Origin of the sequence: Runella limosa DSM 17973, assembly GCF_000482465.1 — a bacterium.
Taxonomy (GTDB): domain Bacteria; phylum Bacteroidota; class Bacteroidia; order Cytophagales; family Spirosomataceae; genus Runella; species Runella limosa.
Window position 1 is genome coordinate 43,249 of sequence record NZ_AXVJ01000043.1, and the last position, 15,516, is coordinate 58,764.

Here is a 15,516-nt window from a genome sequence, read left to right on the forward strand (position 1 = left end):
TTTGTAGTTACCTACCACTCCAAACGTATTCAGGCGAATACACCACAAAACCCGTTAATTTAATTTAAGAAATAATCATGTCCGAAAACAATGGCAACCCGCTAAACCCCAACAACCGCAATCCACGCCGTACGGGCTATCAGGGATGGATTATTGCGGCCTTGGTGTTAGCGATTTTGGGAATCACCTTTTTCAGTCGCAATACGGCCATTCGCCCCATTACGCAAAAGAAATTTGAGAAGATGGTGCAAGCACACGAAGTGCAAAGCATTGTTATCGTTAATAGTGAATACGTAGAAGTAACCCTTAACGCCAAAGCCCTCGAAGATCCAAAATACCGCGCTCTTTTTGATAACAAGGCTTACTTCAACAACGGCGGGCCTCACTTTCAGTTTGAAGTGACATCGGCTGATAAATTTTTGGACGATTTTCAAAAACTTAAACCTGACAGCGACTCCATTGATTACGATTTCGACCGTCGGAGTGACTGGACAGGTTTCTTGGGTACTTGGGGTTTCCTTATCATTATGATTTTGGCCATGTACTTCTTGCTAGGTCGTATGACAGGTGGAGGTGGTCCTGGTGGTCAAATCTTTAACATTGGACGCTCAAAAGCAACGCTCTTTGACGCTGAAAACAAAGTTAAGATTACCTTCAACGACGTGGCTGGTTTGGAAGAAGCCAAAGAGGAAATCATGGAAATCGTGGATTACCTCAAAAGCCCAACCAAATTCACAAAGCTTGGTGCTAAAATTCCAAAAGGCGCTCTTCTAGTAGGCCCTCCAGGTACAGGGAAAACCCTTATTGCCAAAGCGGTAGCAGGTGAAGCAGGCGTGCCTTTCTTTTCGCTTTCTGGTTCAGATTTCGTTGAAATGTTTGTGGGGGTAGGTGCCGCTCGTGTGCGTGACCTTTTCAAACAAGCCAAAGAAAAAGCCCCTTGTATTATCTTTATTGACGAAATCGACGCCGTAGGTCGCTCACGTGGCCGTGGTGGTATGCCAGGCGCAAACGACGAACGCGAAAACACACTCAACTCGCTGTTGGTTGAAATGGACGGTTTTGCTACCGACTCTGGTATCATCATTATGGCGGCCACCAACCGTCCTGATGTACTCGATTCTGCGCTTCTTCGCCCAGGCCGTTTTGACCGCCAGATTTCGGTGGACAAACCCGATATTGTAGGTCGTGAGGCCATCTTTAAGGTGCATTTGAAACCTATTAAATTGGCTCCAGACGTTGATCCTAAAAAATTGGCTACCCAAACGCCAGGTTTTGCAGGGGCAGAAATTGCCAACGTTTGTAACGAAGCTGCCCTTATTGCCGCTCGCCGCGACCGTGAAGAAGTAACGATGCAAGACTTCCAAGATGCGATGGATCGCGTTATTGGTGGTTTGGAAAAGAAAAACAAAATTATCTCGCCCGACGAGAAAAAAATTGTGGCTTACCACGAAGCAGGTCACGCCGTAGCGGGTTGGTTCTTGGAACATGCTGATCCATTGGTCAAAGTGACGATTGTACCACGCGGTATGACGGCTTTGGGATATGCCCAGTATTTGCCTCGCGAACAGTATTTGTACCGTTCGGAGCAGCTTTTAGACGAAATGTGTATGACCCTTGGTGGACGTGCTGCCGAAGATGTAGTGTTCGGAAAAGTATCGACGGGTGCCCTTAGCGACCTTGAGCGTGTTACAAAACTTGCCCACAGCATGGTTACTGTATATGGCTTAAACGACAAAATCGGTAACATGTCGTACTACGACTCTAAACAGTCGGAATACTCATTCAACAAACCTTATTCGGAAGAAACAGCGCGTATGATTGACGAAGAAGTTCGCAAAATCATTGACGAAGCCTACAACCGTAGTAAGGCACTTCTTACCCAGCACCTTGCTGCTCTTGAAATCATTGCGCAAGAGCTTTTGGAAAAAGAAATTTTGTTCCAAAGTGACCTAGAGCGCTTGATTGGTAAACGTCCTTTTGAAAGAGAAACGGTTTACCAAGAGTTCATGAATAGCAAAGCTAAAGAAGAAAATTCGACCGAAAATAACGTCTAAAACGTAATTCGTTAACTTCTTAAAAGGTTAGAGTAACAGAATTCTGTTCTCTAACCTTTTTTTATTACACTTCTTTTTCCCAACATGCGTATCTTTCACATCTATTAAACTTAACCAATATGCTTTACGTAATACATGCTTATGATTATACCGACGAGCAGGCCCTTGAGCGCCGCATGTCGGTTCGGGAGCGTCATTTAGAAGGCGCTAAAATTCTAAAGGCAGGCGGCCATTTTGTAATGGGAGGCGCTTTGCTTAATCCAGAAGGAAAAATGATGGGGTCGATGATGGTCGTTGATTTTGACACCGAAAGCCAAATGAACGAATGGCTACAAAATGACCCTTATGTAACGGGCAAAGTCTGGGAGAAGATAGACGTCAAGCCGTTTCGGAAAGCAGATGTATAGAAGCAACAAAAGGCACTGCGCCGTAGCGTAGTGCCTTAAAGTATATTTTCTAAGGAAGAATATCGACTTAGATTACTTCGTTTTCGCGCATTTTCTGCACGTAAGTTGCGTGAATTACTTCTTTACGACGTTGTACTGATTTTTTCGTAAAAGCCGAACGTGAACGTAACTCTTTCAAAACACCAGTTTTTTCAAATTTCTTTTTGAAACGCTTAAGTGCCTTGTCAATTGATTCGTTTTCTTTAACTTGTATAAGCAACATATTTGTTAGTGTTTTTTTCTCTTTTTATAAAACGGAGTGCAAAAATAAGTGTCTCCTTTTAAAAAATCAATTTTCTTTGTATTTTTTCTTTCAACTTATTTATAACACTCCCCTGAGTACATTCTTGCAGGCATGAAATACGCCATTATTGACCTCGGAAGCAACACATTCCACCTATTGATTGTTGAAAAACAAGGAGATACCCTTCATCAATGCTTCAAAGAGCAACTACCCACCAAAATCGCGAAAGCTGGAATCAATCAAGGCCAAATTACCGAAGAGGCGATTGAACGGGCGTTGACGGTGCTACGATTGTTTCGCCAACACATCGACGCGCACGGCGTTTTACTTCAAAACGTAAAAGCAGTGGGAACGAGTGCCATTCGTAATGCTAGAAACGGAGAAGAGTTTTGTCAGATTGTCGCCCGCGAAACGGGGATTCTTATCGAAGTCATCAGCGGCGCTCGCGAAGCTGAACTCATTTATGAAGGCGTTCGGCTAGGCATTGACCTTGGCGAAGCTCCATCACTACTGATGGACATTGGCGGCGGCAGTGTTGAATTTATTATTGGGAATGCTTCGCGCATTTTTTGGAAACAAAGTTTTGAAATCGGTGGTCAGCGTTTGCTGGAGAAATTTGTTCTAACTGACCCCATTTCCCCATCCGCGATTCAACGAATGCACAGTTATTTTCAAGAACAACTGTTGCCTCTTGTCAACGCCGCCCATCAATATGCTCCCCAAACATTGGTAGGCTCATCGGGTTCGTTTGACACACTCGTTGACATGGATTTTATGCACCGATTAGGACAACTCCCCTCCCCTACGCAAACGAGTTTTGAATTGCCACTGGCCGAATTTTACCGCGCCTACGACTTACTTACCACCCTACCTCGCGAAGAACGCATGGCGATTCCAGGCATGATTGAATTGCGCGTAGAAATGATTGTACCAGGAGTAGTATTGATTGCGCACGTGCTACGTAGCTTGCAAATCAAGCAAATACGCAGTACGACTTACGCCCTCAAGGAAGGGATGATGCAGTGGGCGTTGGGGTAGCTTGATGTCATTTTTCACCCACAGATTTGCACAGATTTAAAATCACAGATGCACACAAATGCGCTGCAATATCAGGTATTTTTTCTGCGCAAATCTGCGGGTCAATTTTGCAAGATTGACGCGATTAATGCGATTCGCGGCTTACTTCGCTGCCCGATTTACCCACGAGAAAGTCAAAATCACAGCCTTCGTGCGATTGCGTCACGTGTTCAATGTATAATTTGTTATGACCACGATTGTACCCCAAATCAATCGGCTTCCATTCGGCGCGACGACGGGCGATTTCCTCGTCAGATACGTGCCAATGAATGTAGCGCTCGTGGATGTCGATTTCAATCAAATCACCATTTTGTACCAACGCTAAGTTGCCGCCAATGGCACTTTCGGGCGACGCGTGCAACAATACCGTCCCGTAGGCCGTTCCACTCATCCGCGCATCCGAAATCCGTACCATGTCCGAAACTCCTTTGTCCAAAATCTTTTTCGGCAAGGCCATATTACCTACTTCTGGCATTCCAGGATACCCTTTAGGGCCTACGTTTTTGAGCACCATCACGCAGGTTTCATCAATGTCCAGCTCAGGGTCGTCGATGCGGGCGTGGTAGTCTTCAATCGTTTCAAATACCACCGCACGCCCTGTGTGTTTCATCAAGTGAGCCGATGCCGCCGAAGGCTTAATCACGGCTCCATTTTCACACAAGTTACCTTTGATAACTGCGATTCCACCTTCTTCCAAAATCGGTTCTGCCCCAGAGGCAATCACGTCGGGGTTCCAGTTTTTGGCATTGATTGAATTTTCAACCAACGATTTGCCATTGACCGTAATAACGTCTTTGTGTAAATGTTCTTTGATTTCATTAATAACTACCTGCAAACCACCCGCGTAGAAATAATCTTCCATCAAGTATTTACCCGAAGGCATCACATTGAGCAAGAACGGCATTCGTGAGCCTACACGATCAAAATCATCAAGCGTAAGATCAACGCCCATTCGTCCTGCAATGGCCAACAAGTGCAATACAAAGTTGGTGGAACCTCCTACGGCGGCATTGGCCATAATGGCATTTTCAAAGGCTTCGCGGGTCAATATTTTTGAGAGTGTCAGGTTCTCTTTCGCCATTTCGACGATACGCATCCCCGTCAAGTGAGCGTTCATTTTTTTGCGAGAATCGGCCGCAGGAATCGCTGATAATCCTGGCAGCGTCAATCCGAGTGCTTCAGCCATGGTTGCCATCGTAGAAGCTGTTCCCATCGTGGAACAGTGACCAATACTACGGCTCATGCAACTTTCGGCCTCTTCAAACTCTTCGGGCGTCATTTTACCCGTTTTTACGTCGTCGGCAAAACGCCACACGTCCGTTCCCGAACCAATGGCTTTGCCTTGAAAACGACCTGCCAACATCGGCCCGCCTGGGAGTACAATCGTTGGTAAATCGACGCTCGCAGCTCCCATGATAAGCGAAGGGGTGGTTTTGTCGCAACCTGTCAACAACACAATGGCGTCAAACGGGTTAGCACGGATACTTTCTTCGACACTCATACTTGCCAAATTGCGATAAAGCATGGCAGTAGGACGAATCAACGTTTCTCCCAACGACATGACAGGAAACTCCAACGGAAACCCTCCTGCTTCATAGACTCCGTTTTTGACACTTTGCGCCAAATCACGGAAGTGGCCATTACAAGGCGTTACTTCTGACCACGTATTACAAATCCCAATGACAGGCTTCCCTTTAAATTGATGCGGCGCGTGGCCTTGGTTTTTCATCCAACTACGGTAAATAAAACCGTCTTTACCCTCTTTGCCAAACCAGTCTTGGCTGCGTAGTTTCTGTTCCATTTAATTCTGAAAAGTGCGATTGCACCGTTTGTAGTGACACTGATAAGTAGCCAGGTAACAAGCCCTGTGTTCTTTTTTAAAAGGCAAAAAGGTGTGAAATCTAATAGTTGTAGTTTTGAGACAGAAGATGTATTTTTGAACAAATCAACTTACTAGCTATGCAAGCGGTAGCCGAAAAACTATATACAACTGAAGAGTATTTCGCTTTCTGCGAAAAAAATGAAGGTCGTTTTGAATACGTAAACGGAGAAATTATTGAAATGTCAGGCGAATCAGTAGCAGCAAATCAGGTTCGTTAACCTGCTATTTGTTTGGTTTTAAACAAACGAACCAACCAATACATCAGCAGTCCCACAGGTCCCAACATAAAACATAATACAAGGGGAAGAATTATCCAAAAATGGGCAATATTCTTACGTTGGGCATCCTGCAACACTACACTTCCCGCTACCAAATCAAACGCCAAATAGTGTATCCAACCCGCTAACAAAGCCGTATCTCCCCCTTTGGCAAATAGGTTTTTGATTCCTGCAAGCGTGCTAAAATCGTTAAAATCGAGCGGAGCCCCGCTGAAAATGTAATACGCATACAGGCAAGCCAGTAAAGCGGGCACAAGATAACTCTTTACAAGCCCCTGTGTTCCTTTCCATTGGGGGGCAAAAATCATGAGCATCCACTGCGGGAATACTAGCATATTGGCGACTTGAAAGGCGGTTTCCATTGTTGAACTGAGCTTTAGCGTTTGTACCTAAAACCCTTTTGTGGCTAAGTTTGTTGCTACTAATGAATTTATTAATCGTTTGAGGAGCACGTTATTACTTAATTGACGGGTGAGACGCCCGTAGCACTTATGAAAATTTACACAAAAACTGGAGATAAAGGGACGACTTCGCTCGTGGGCGGAACGCGGGTGAGCAAAGCTGATTTACGCATTGATACGTACGGAACTGTCGATGAGCTTAATTCGTACATCGGTTTGGTACGCGACCAAGAAGTCAACGCTGCTCGGCGCGATTTTTTGAAATACATCCAAGACCGCTTGTTTACGATTGGTTCTATTTTGGCTTCGGAACCCGACAACAAAAAGCACTTTATTCCAGATTTGCACGAAGAAGACATTACCGCCCTCGAACTTGCCATGGACGAGATGAATACCGAACTAGAGCCGATGCGGGCATTTATTTTGCCAGGCGGACATCCGTCGGTATCGTTTACGCACGTGGCCCGTACAGTTTGCCGCCGAGCGGAGCGCTTGGTGATTGCCCTCAACGAAGCCGAAACGGTAGAATCGGAGGTAATTCGGTACTTAAATCGCCTTTCTGACTATTTGTTTGTGCTTTCGCGCAAAATGGCACAAGAATTGGGGGTAGAAGAAATTAAATGGGCTGGGCGGAAGAAGTAAAGCTGATATTTTATAAGTAAATGAATATTTACTTGGGTTTTCGAGGAAAAATAAAAATATTTGCATTGACAACTAATTTCAGTCAATCTATATACAGTAAACCACCAATTACAATGACAACGGACACATTGGCCATGGAAATTCAACGCGTAGAAGCTTCGCGTATCCATGAAGTAGATTTCGACAATTTGGTATTTGGTCGCCATTATTCCGACCACATGTTTGTCGCCGATTACGTCAACGGCGAATGGACTAACCTTCAAATTGTACCCTACGCCAACCTCAGCCTCAGCCCTGCTACCGCTTCCCTCCACTACGGACAAGCGATTTTTGAAGGTATGAAAGCCTACAAAAACGACGCGGGTGAAGTGCTCATGTTCCGTCCATTGGACAACTGGGCACGTTTCAACAAATCAGCAGCTCGTATGTGTATGCCCGAAATCCCCGAGGAGATTTTTATGGGTGGCCTTACAGAATTGCTCCGTTTGGATTCGGCTTGGGTACCTACTGCCCCTGATACTTCGCTTTACATCCGCCCGTATATGTTTTCGACGGACGCGTACATCGGCGTGAAGGCATCTGATACCTATAAGTTTATCATTTTCACTAGCCCCGTAGGTAAGTACTACTCAAAACCACCACGCGTGAAAGTAGAGCAACACTACATCCGCGCGGCAGAAGGTGGAGTGGGTTTCGCAAAATGTGCTGGCAACTACGCGGGTTCGTTGTACCCTGCGCGTTTGGCCCAGCAACAAGGCTACGACCAAATCATCTGGACCGACGCCCGTGATCACGAGTACGTAGAAGAATCAGGAACAATGAACGTGATGTTTTTCATGGACGGAAAACTGATTACCCCTGCAACTTCTGACACTATCCTCAACGGCGTGACCCGCAAGAGCATTGTGGACATTGCGCGTCACTGGGGGATTCCAGTAGAAGAGCGTAAAGTGGCAGTCAAAGAAATAATTGACGCCCTCAAAGAAGGTCGTTTGGAAGCTGCTTTCGGCGCAGGAACGGCCGTTGTCGTGTCGCCGTTTGGCGTTATCGGCTACGAAGGCGTAGATTATGAACTCCCTACTCCAACGGATGAGTCATTTACAACGAAAGTAAAAGTATTTTTGAGCGACCTCCGCACGGGCAAAGCAGAAGACCCGTTTGGCTGGATTGTGAAGGCGTAATTTCTTGTTGATATACACTCAAAGCGCCAGCTGATTCGGAATCAGCTGGCGCTTTTTTATTTGCATTTGTTTTTTTATCTTTAATCACGTTTTAAATTTCATTGTATAAACCTACTAATATGTACACAGCAATTAAAGGTGTTTATGAAAATGGCTCATTAACATTTCTAGAGCCTGTACCCAATGTAGAAAAGTCAGAAGTTATCGTGATGTTTCTAAATGAAGACCCAATAAAACAGGTACGTCCAAGAGTGCCTGGCAGTTTAAAACGAATCGGTATGCTTGAAGGGAAAAAATACAGTATTCCTGACGATTTTAATGAGCCATTAGATGATCTAAATGACTATATGTGATGGTTTATCTTGTAGATACTCAAATTGTTATCTGGTTTCTGTTATTCGATAATAACTTGACCCCTCCAATTTACGATCTCCTCATTGATACCAATAACTCTATTCTTGTAAGCCAAGTCAGTTTATTTGAAATAGCAATAAAACAAACCATTGGCAAGCTACCTGAGTTAGATAAATCAATTAGTGAACTAACTACAATTATTACCAACGATGGTTTTGACATTCTCCCTTTGCAGAATGAACACCTCGCCGAGTATAGTACTGTTCCATTATTACCTAATCACAAAGACCCTTTCGATAGACTTATTATTGCTACTGCCATTTCAGAAGGATTACCAATCATCTCCGCCGATGAGAAATTTAGTCTTTATCAAAACCTTGTCACGCTGATAAAAGCATAAACATACTATATTACCCCTCCCCCAATTTCTTATACTTCAAATACGTATAACGGGCGTTTTCTTTGGCAATAAATAAGCCGTAATAGCCGTCTAAAAAGCCCAATTTGAACACGTACTCCACCAAAAACCGAAAGGCTGGACTCAAGTATATTTTGACAAAATTTGCTCTTTTTCCCGCTTTTATTCCTTTTTCGGCAAATAACGTACTATATCGGTTGGTTTTTTGGGCAAACTGCTCAGGCGTATCTACCGTGTAATGATACACATAGCCCGCGAGTTTTTGAACCGAATTCTCAGGGCGGATGGTGAGTCCCTCGTGTACGGCGTCGGTATTCCAATGGATTTTTTTCTTATTGAAAATTCGGATGTGGCTTTCGGGGTTCCAGCCTCCAAAACGAATGAGTTTTCCCGCAAAAACGGTTCGGAAAGGCAAGTTATACGCGTCGGCCTTGGGTTGAGGCGTAAACGCTGCTTGGATGCTTTGCGCAAGTTCGTTACTCACAACTTCGTCATCGTCCACCGACAAAACCCAATCGTACTTGGCTTGCTCACTCCCGAAGTTTTTTTGTTCCGAATACCCTGGCCACGGTCGCTCAAACACGCGCGCGCCCAAGGCCGCGGCCACGGTGCGGGTGGCATCTTTACTGCCTGAGTCCACCACCACGATGTCGTCAGTAAGGGCTTTGAGGGCTTCAATCGTTTTAGCGATTTTTTTCTCTTGGTTTACGGTGATAATCACCGCCGAAAGGGGAAGTAACACAGGCACGTTTGTTTGAAATAGTTATGGGAGAGCACTACGCTGCGAGCGGCAACGTAAGGGCAATCACCGTTCCTTCATCAATGACCGAACGCACCAGTAAGTTCCCGTCCAGTTCTTCTACTCGCTTTTCCATGTTAAACAAGCCGTTGCCACTGCCTCGTACGGCCTCTTTATCAAAGCCTACGCCATCGTCTTTGATGCGTAGATGCAGGCGGTCGTTTTCTTTGAACACTTGCACCCAAACATGTCGGGCTTGGGCGTATTTGGCAACGTTGTTGATGGCTTCTTTAAAAATCAAATAGAAATTGTACTGTTGGTTCGACGGGAGTTTGTACTCTTCTAGGTCGTTCGCGACACAAAATTCGTATTTTATCCCTTTAGGGTCGAGCATTTCGGACGCAAAAATTTTCATTTTGTTCAACATACTCTCCAAACTGTCGTTCATCGGGCGAGTCGTCCAAATAATATCGCGAATCGTTGCAACCGTCCGTTGGGAATTAACGCTTATCAAATCCAGCAGCTCCCGCAGTTGGCTATCGGTTTCTCTTACTTGACGTTTGGCAGCCTGACTCAGCATCGCGACCCCACTCAAGGTCGCGCCTAAATCATCGTGCAAATCGCGGGCAATTTGGGTTCGAATCTTGTCCGATAATTGCATTTGACGTATCGTTTCGGCCTGAATTTTTTGGGCATCACGGATTTGTTTCAGTCGATTTTGGTAAAAAGCGAAGCCAATAAAGCCCATCAACAACACCACTATCAGCGCCAAAGCCACAATTAATGCCGTTTTTTGGTGTAATTCAGCCTCTTGTGCGGCCTTAATTTGTTTCAAACGTTGGTTTTCTTTGTCTTTTTCAAACGCATTATATTTCAATTCCACCAACTCCGCCCGCACGACGTTTTTCTTTTGTTCAATTGAATCGTTGAGGACTTTATATTTCTGAAAATAAGTCAGCGCGTCGCGGTAATTGCCCTGCAACTCTTCCAAATCGGCTAATTCTTTGTTCAGCTTGGCCGTTTCAACCAGCGACCCAAATTCCTGCGCCGTCTCAAACGCCTTTTGTAAGTATTCTTTGGCTTCTTCAAAATTTTGTTGCAGTCGGTAGGTTTGGGCTATTTCTTGATAACACTGAATTTGGAGCAATTTTTCGCCGTGAATTTGGCTTCGTTCAATGGCTTGATTGAGGTAGTCAAGTGCCGTACTAAACTCTCGGCGGTGGTTGTAATTACGGCCAATACCTAGCAAAATTTGGGGCAAAATTTGGTAATTTTGGTCGGCATCTTTGGCCAAAACCAGCCCTTTTTGTAGATATTTCAACGATTCTTCGTAGCGCCCCATTCGTCGGTACAAGTCACCGATTTGTTCATGGTTGACGGCCATTCCTCTTTTTTCGGGTTGTTCCTGCTTTTGGTTCAATTCCAGTGCCTTAAAGGTATATTCCAAGGCTTTGGGAAGCTGATTCATCGACTTATAATTTTCAGCGATGTTATTCAAACAAATCGCTTGCCCCCGCTCCCAACCCGATTGTTCAAACAGTCGAAGGGCTTTTAAATAGTACTCTTGGCCTTTGGCATAATTCCCTTCCAACGACTCCAAAATGGCGTAATTGATAAAGCTTTGACCCAAATTCACCTGATTATTAAGCTGTTTGGCCAACTGATTGGCCTCGTTGGCATAACGCCAAGCAGCAGCTTGGTCGATTTCTGACAACCGATACGAAAGGCGGTGCAAGGTTACTACCCGCGCACTATCGAGTGCAGGATGCGTATCCAGCCAATGCCGTAAGCTATCGACCATTTTATTCTGAGCGTACACCACCGTTCCCAACGCCCAGAGCACTATTCCAATATATCGCCTACATCTTCTCATACAAGAATTTTCTCTTCTGATTTTATTAGGCGAATTTCCTAATTTTCTGGCATCAACACTAACACAATTTAGTTAGTGGTCAACTTGATACAAAAAAAGCGGTTGACATCACGCCAACCGCTTTTAAAGTTATTGTTCGTCCACTAAAATTAGGACATTATTTATTGGGTTTTTGAAACGATACCTCCTTTGCGGCTATCGACTTCTACTGTCCATTTGTCAGCTTTTCCTTTCACAATCCAGCGAACTTTCACGGCATTACCGCCAGCACCGCCACCGAAAGGCCCACCGCCGCCGCCAAAGCCACCACCAACTGTACCAGGAAGGTTCGGAACTTCAATCGTTTGTGGGTTGTATTTCTGCTCACGCGTAAGACCCAAATCTTCATTTTCCACAACCATACCCGCTACTACTTGCGCGTTTTTCAAGGTAATGTAGTCAGGACGCTCGATTTTGAAACGAAGGTCATGCGCTGAGTGCGTCGGGATAGCCCGTTGGTTTTGAATCGTAGCCGTTACTTCGCTAAGTCCATTGGCTAAAGCGCGAGATTTAATGTCCACAATCTCGATTTTAGGCATGTGGTAGGCGTGCAACATCGTGAAGGCCATGTTACGGTGTCCTTCTTCTTCCAACAAGAAACCTGGGGTGTTACGGATGTAGTTCTTTTTCGTTCCACCAATCTCAATATCACCGTATTGTGGGTGCTTAAACGGCTTCCATTTTACGTAGCTATCGCCCAACAACAAATACTTATCAAACTCCTCAAATTCAACGTTTTGGTTTCTATTTTCGGTTGAATTTTTGTTAAACAAACGATACGACGTATTGATTTCGTTTGAGAACATAAACACCCCACGTCCAAGGCCAATCCAGTCGATTTCACCACCATAAACGGTGTATAAATCTTTCCAAAGTACAAAATAGCGGTACCCTGGAATCATCTTTTCTCCCGTTTTTCCGATGACGTCATACACAGCGATGTCCGACTGCGGTACGTACATGGCATCTTCTTCCGCACCAGGAGGACGCAAGAACATTCCCCCAAAGTTGTGGTAACTTTGTGCGCCAGCGATGTTTGAGTGGCTATAGAAAAACTTCTTCACGTTCTGCGTTTCGGGCAAACTTCCAGGGTAGAACAATGCGCCACCTTGGATATAGTCTGGCTGCCAGCCCCAGCCCCAGTCGCGGTTCGGGTCGTATGCGCCAGGGTTATCTTCGTTGACACGTCCGTCACCGTCGTTATCAATCCCCTCAAAACCAAGCAGTTCGTATTCGCCTTTTTCGTCAGGCTTTGCCAAAATCATGCGTTCAGGAAACTCAGGGTCAATTTTATAACGTCCCGTTGGCGACTTGCGGCGCATGTTCACAATGTGCCCATCACCGTCCAAATCATCGTAAGAATCTTCGTCCACCAAACCGTCACCATCGTCATCCAAAGGCATCATACCCGAACGTGATGAGCTTGTCGTGTTGGCTTTGTGAATAAAATTCTCGTGGGCATCAGGGTTCAATGATGGCAAAATGTAGAACGTACGGCCTTTGAGCATGTCCGTTACAAAGTCCATTTTACCAAAGCTTTCGGCCAAATACCAAGCCGTGTACATCGCAAACTGCGTTCCTTGAAGCTCGTTGGCGTGGATGTTTCCATCAATCCAGAAAGCTGGTTTTGACTCAGGACGACCGCTTTTGAAGTCCGTAATGGTAATGACGTACATTTCGCGGCCTTGGTACGACTTTCCGATAGATTCGTATTTGACCAAGTCAGGGTACGCTTTGGCCAACTCTTGGGTGAGTTTGTTGAAACCAGCGTAATCCATGTAATAATTCCACGCCCATTTTACCTTCGGATTGGCAGGCGAACCAATCGCCCGCATTCCCGTCAGGTCAGCGTCGATATTTGGAGCTGTTTGCGCCATTACTCCCATGTACATAGGAGCGCAAAGCGTAGCAGTTATGATTGATTTTATATATTTTTTCATTGGAAATTTCGATTAACGATTTGCGGAACAAATTTACTTCAACGTCACCTCAGTCGATTGTACGCCTGCCGTTGGGCATCCAGCTTCAATCGTAAGTTTGCCAGTACCCGACACAAGCCACGTATATTCTTCTGACTCATCTACGCCCAAAGCGCCTCTAAGGTTGAGACGTTTTCCTGAAACAATCGCTTGGCCACTGCCCAATTTAAGTTCCGTTTTTACTTTTTGAACAAAGCGAACGCGGTCACCAATTTCGGCATACGTTGGCAATAAACCTTTGTTGATAACCGTCGCAGTAACGCGCGTCAAGTTATTTCCAAGTGATTCGGTTTTTACATTTACCAACTGAATTTCTGGCATTTGAGCACCCAATCCCGACAAAAATTTGAGGTGTTTGTCAGCAACAGGCTCTAAATAAGAAAGTGGTGGGTTCAATTTTACAAATGGAGCTACGCCACCAACTTCTACTTTTTGGTTAGGGAAATCAGGATGTTGAATGGCTTTCCAATCCACAAAAACACCCGTCAACTTTTCTTTGTCCGCCCATTTCAAGAAACGAGTATCGTCTTCGCTTGCATTGGCAGCACTTGCCGAAGCCGCTGCGGCTGCCGCTGCGGCCGCACCACCACCGCCCATCATGCCACCCATTCGGCCACCGCCGCCACCACCTGCTGCGGGAGCTGCGGCACCTGATGGAGCCCCTGCGCCCGAAGGAGCAGCAGCACCTGCACCAGTACCACGACGTGTAGAGTCGCGTGGGGCTTCTACTTTTGGCACCCACCAACCTGGGGTAGTAAAGCTGTAACGACCCGCATGGAAATAAGCCGTTTGCGAGAAGTTTCCACGGGTTTGTGGCATCGCTGGCGCATCTTTCATAGCCGTACGACTGTTGTACAACTTCGATACTTGCTCCATGGCTTTGGCATCTTTAGAAAGTGGCCCCGTGATGATACGACGAGCTACTTTAGACGCATCAAAACGCGGCGCTTCGCTGAGGTTGTTGTTAGGACCAAAAGTCAATACCGCAAAAATATTTGGCGCACGGTACAAGAAGTCAAGTAAGGCGCGTACTTCGGGTTCAGAAGCAGCGTACTCACCTGAGCCTGTTACGAAAATTTGGTAGTCAAATGTAAAGTTACGCTCTGGGTTGATACCTCCTTGACCGTCTTCGTTATATACGCGGTCTTTGTCGTTGTCAATACCTTCACTGTGCAACAAATACTTACCCACTTCTCCCTTGGTAGGATCGGCTTTCACCATGATACGTGGGTCTTCTTTGCTCGCAACAAACGACCCTGTTGGGTCTTCTACGCGCATCCAAGTAACCACTCCGTCGCCGTTGAGGTCTTCAAACGGGTCTTCGTCGATGCGGCCATCCCGGTCGTCATCGGCTTTGGTATCATTTCCAGTACGTTCAAATTTTAGCTTTGCCGCAAACTGCTCCTGTGCATCAGGGTTCATGCTTGGCAAAAAATAAAACGTTTTGGTATTCAATAATTTAGCAATACTATCAGCATTGGCCGACGCAAGCATTTTTTCAGCCGTTTGAATGGCCAACTCAGTTCCAGCTAAGTGCGTACCGTTTAAACCTGCAACGACCAAGATGGCAGGTTTTTTGGTCGCATCTCCTTTGCCAAGCGTAAGCAACCACAGGTCGCGCCCACCCGCGCTCTTGCCAATCGAGCTAACGGTAGCTTGGGCAGCGTATTTTGTGGAGAGAGTTTTGAGACGAGTGGAAAGTTGGGCGTGATTGTTGTAGGACGTTTGCGCCTGACTGACGGACGCGATTCCTACCAACGCCACCACTCCTCCGTAGAGTAATTGACGAATCATTTGGGTTTGGTTTTTAGTTTGACACGGCAATTTACTACAAGAAATGTGACACTTCTACCCAATCAGGCAAAGAGAGCGATAAAAACCAAATTTGTATAGAGATAAGGCGAAGTTT

The 15,516-nt window shown here is 45.6% G+C and carries 15 protein-coding genes; 8 read left to right on the forward strand and 7 right to left on the reverse strand.

Features of this window, described 5'->3' with window-relative positions; genetic code table 11:
- The first annotated feature begins 77 nt into the window (after nt 1-77).
- Together ftsH and K339_RS0104170 are read left to right on the forward strand one after the other, a co-directional pair.
- Nucleotides 78-2,054 carry an ATP-dependent zinc metalloprotease FtsH gene (gene ftsH / locus K339_RS0104165; protein ID WP_028522492.1) on the forward strand — a complete coding sequence of 659 codons (1,977 nt, stop codon included), beginning with the start codon at nt 78-80 and terminating at the stop codon, nt 2,052-2,054.
- Between the two features lie 119 nt (nt 2,055-2,173).
- Nucleotides 2,174-2,461 (forward strand): YciI family protein, encoded by a 288-nt coding sequence (locus K339_RS0104170; RefSeq protein WP_028522493.1) that lies wholly within the window; start codon nt 2,174-2,176, stop codon nt 2,459-2,461.
- A gap of 67 nt (nt 2,462-2,528) precedes the next feature.
- Here the strand turns inward: K339_RS0104170 and rpsU are convergent, their stop codons facing one another.
- Entirely contained in the window at nt 2,529-2,723 is a 195-nt protein-coding gene (gene rpsU, locus K339_RS0104175) for a 30S ribosomal protein S21 (RefSeq protein ID WP_028522494.1), read from the reverse strand.
- 132 nt (nt 2,724-2,855) lie between these two features.
- Here rpsU and K339_RS0104180 point away from each other — a divergent pair, with 132 nt between their 5' ends.
- Nucleotides 2,856-3,782 (forward strand): Ppx/GppA phosphatase family protein, encoded by a 927-nt coding sequence (locus K339_RS0104180; RefSeq protein WP_028522495.1) that lies wholly within the window; start codon nt 2,856-2,858, stop codon nt 3,780-3,782.
- Nucleotides 3,783-3,906: 124 nt separating this feature from the next.
- On the opposite strand, the gene K339_RS0104185 is transcribed toward K339_RS0104180, so the two are convergent.
- A complete protein-coding gene (locus K339_RS0104185) occupies nt 3,907-5,622 on the reverse strand; it encodes an IlvD/Edd family dehydratase (protein ID WP_028522496.1) in 1,716 nt (571 codons plus the stop codon).
- Between the two features lie 158 nt (nt 5,623-5,780).
- Between K339_RS0104185 and K339_RS36945 the strand changes: the two genes are divergently transcribed.
- Nucleotides 5,781-5,921, forward strand: coding sequence for a Uma2 family endonuclease (locus tag K339_RS36945; RefSeq protein WP_229598692.1), 141 nt, complete (start codon nt 5,781-5,783; stop codon nt 5,919-5,921).
- On the opposite strand, the gene K339_RS0104195 is transcribed toward K339_RS36945, so the two are convergent.
- Nucleotides 5,918-6,343: an ABA4-like family protein gene (locus K339_RS0104195; RefSeq protein ID WP_028522497.1), complete on the reverse strand. Its 426-nt coding sequence runs from the start codon at nt 6,341-6,343 to the stop codon at nt 5,918-5,920. The genes K339_RS36945 and K339_RS0104195 overlap by 4 nt on opposite strands.
- A gap of 129 nt (nt 6,344-6,472) precedes the next feature.
- Here K339_RS0104195 and K339_RS0104200 point away from each other — a divergent pair, with 129 nt between their 5' ends.
- From K339_RS0104200 to K339_RS0104215, 4 genes are all read left to right on the forward strand, one after another.
- A complete protein-coding gene (locus tag K339_RS0104200; RefSeq protein WP_028522498.1) occupies nt 6,473-7,024 on the forward strand; it encodes a cob(I)yrinic acid a,c-diamide adenosyltransferase in 552 nt (183 codons plus the stop codon).
- 113 nt (nt 7,025-7,137) lie between these two features.
- Nucleotides 7,138-8,205, forward strand: coding sequence for a branched-chain amino acid aminotransferase (locus tag K339_RS0104205; RefSeq protein ID WP_028522499.1), 1,068 nt, complete (start codon nt 7,138-7,140; stop codon nt 8,203-8,205).
- 119 nt (nt 8,206-8,324) lie between these two features.
- On the forward strand, nt 8,325-8,558 hold the full coding sequence (locus K339_RS0104210) for a hypothetical protein (RefSeq protein WP_028522500.1): 234 nt from the start codon (nt 8,325-8,327) through the stop codon (nt 8,556-8,558).
- Nucleotides 8,558-8,959, forward strand: a complete 402-nt coding sequence (locus K339_RS0104215) for a type II toxin-antitoxin system VapC family toxin (protein ID WP_028522501.1) — start codon at nt 8,558-8,560, stop codon at nt 8,957-8,959. Before K339_RS0104210 ends, K339_RS0104215 begins: the two co-directional genes overlap by 1 nt.
- A gap of 10 nt (nt 8,960-8,969) precedes the next feature.
- On the opposite strand, the gene K339_RS0104220 is transcribed toward K339_RS0104215, so the two are convergent.
- From K339_RS0104220 to K339_RS0104235, 4 genes are all read right to left on the reverse strand, one after another.
- Nucleotides 8,970-9,719, reverse strand: a complete 750-nt coding sequence (locus K339_RS0104220) for a glycosyltransferase family 2 protein (RefSeq protein WP_051397795.1) — start codon at nt 9,717-9,719, stop codon at nt 8,970-8,972.
- Nucleotides 9,720-9,753: 34 nt separating this feature from the next.
- On the reverse strand, nt 9,754-11,589 hold the full coding sequence (locus K339_RS0104225; protein ID WP_084332105.1) for a tetratricopeptide repeat-containing sensor histidine kinase: 1,836 nt from the start codon (nt 11,587-11,589) through the stop codon (nt 9,754-9,756).
- Between the two features lie 161 nt (nt 11,590-11,750).
- Nucleotides 11,751-13,568, reverse strand: coding sequence for a M14 family metallopeptidase (locus tag K339_RS0104230; protein ID WP_157607468.1), 1,818 nt, complete (start codon nt 13,566-13,568; stop codon nt 11,751-11,753).
- Between the two features lie 33 nt (nt 13,569-13,601).
- Nucleotides 13,602-15,401: a M14 family metallopeptidase gene (locus tag K339_RS0104235; RefSeq protein ID WP_028522505.1), complete on the reverse strand. Its 1,800-nt coding sequence runs from the start codon at nt 15,399-15,401 to the stop codon at nt 13,602-13,604.
- Between the last annotated feature and the right edge of the window lie 115 nt (nt 15,402-15,516).

Excerpts from the sequence above, each read along its gene's own strand:
- ftsH (WP_028522492.1), top strand. The coding sequence starts at position 78 with ATGTCCGAAAACAATGGCAACCCGCTAAACCCCAACAACCGCAATCCA.
- K339_RS0104215 (WP_028522501.1), top strand. The coding sequence starts at position 8,558 with ATGGTTTATCTTGTAGATACTCAAATTGTTATCTGGTTTCTGTTATTC.
- K339_RS0104200 (WP_028522498.1), top strand. The coding sequence starts at position 6,473 with ATGAAAATTTACACAAAAACTGGAGATAAAGGGACGACTTCGCTCGTG.
- K339_RS0104230 (WP_157607468.1), bottom strand. The coding sequence starts at position 13,568 with ATGAAAAAATATATAAAATCAATCATAACTGCTACGCTTTGCGCTCCT.
- K339_RS0104170 (WP_028522493.1), top strand. The coding sequence starts at position 2,174 with ATGCTTTACGTAATACATGCTTATGATTATACCGACGAGCAGGCCCTT.
- K339_RS0104185 (WP_028522496.1), bottom strand. The coding sequence starts at position 5,622 with ATGGAACAGAAACTACGCAGCCAAGACTGGTTTGGCAAAGAGGGTAAA.
- K339_RS0104205 (WP_028522499.1), top strand. The coding sequence starts at position 7,138 with ATGACAACGGACACATTGGCCATGGAAATTCAACGCGTAGAAGCTTCG.
- rpsU (WP_028522494.1), bottom strand. The coding sequence starts at position 2,723 with ATGTTGCTTATACAAGTTAAAGAAAACGAATCAATTGACAAGGCACTT.
- K339_RS0104180 (WP_028522495.1), top strand. The coding sequence starts at position 2,856 with ATGAAATACGCCATTATTGACCTCGGAAGCAACACATTCCACCTATTG.
- K339_RS0104235 (WP_028522505.1), bottom strand. The coding sequence starts at position 15,401 with ATGATTCGTCAATTACTCTACGGAGGAGTGGTGGCGTTGGTAGGAATC.
- K339_RS0104195 (WP_028522497.1), bottom strand. The coding sequence starts at position 6,343 with ATGGAAACCGCCTTTCAAGTCGCCAATATGCTAGTATTCCCGCAGTGG.
- K339_RS0104210 (WP_028522500.1), top strand. The coding sequence starts at position 8,325 with ATGTACACAGCAATTAAAGGTGTTTATGAAAATGGCTCATTAACATTT.
- K339_RS36945 (WP_229598692.1), top strand. The coding sequence starts at position 5,781 with ATGCAAGCGGTAGCCGAAAAACTATATACAACTGAAGAGTATTTCGCT.
- K339_RS0104225 (WP_084332105.1), bottom strand. The coding sequence starts at position 11,589 with ATGAGAAGATGTAGGCGATATATTGGAATAGTGCTCTGGGCGTTGGGA.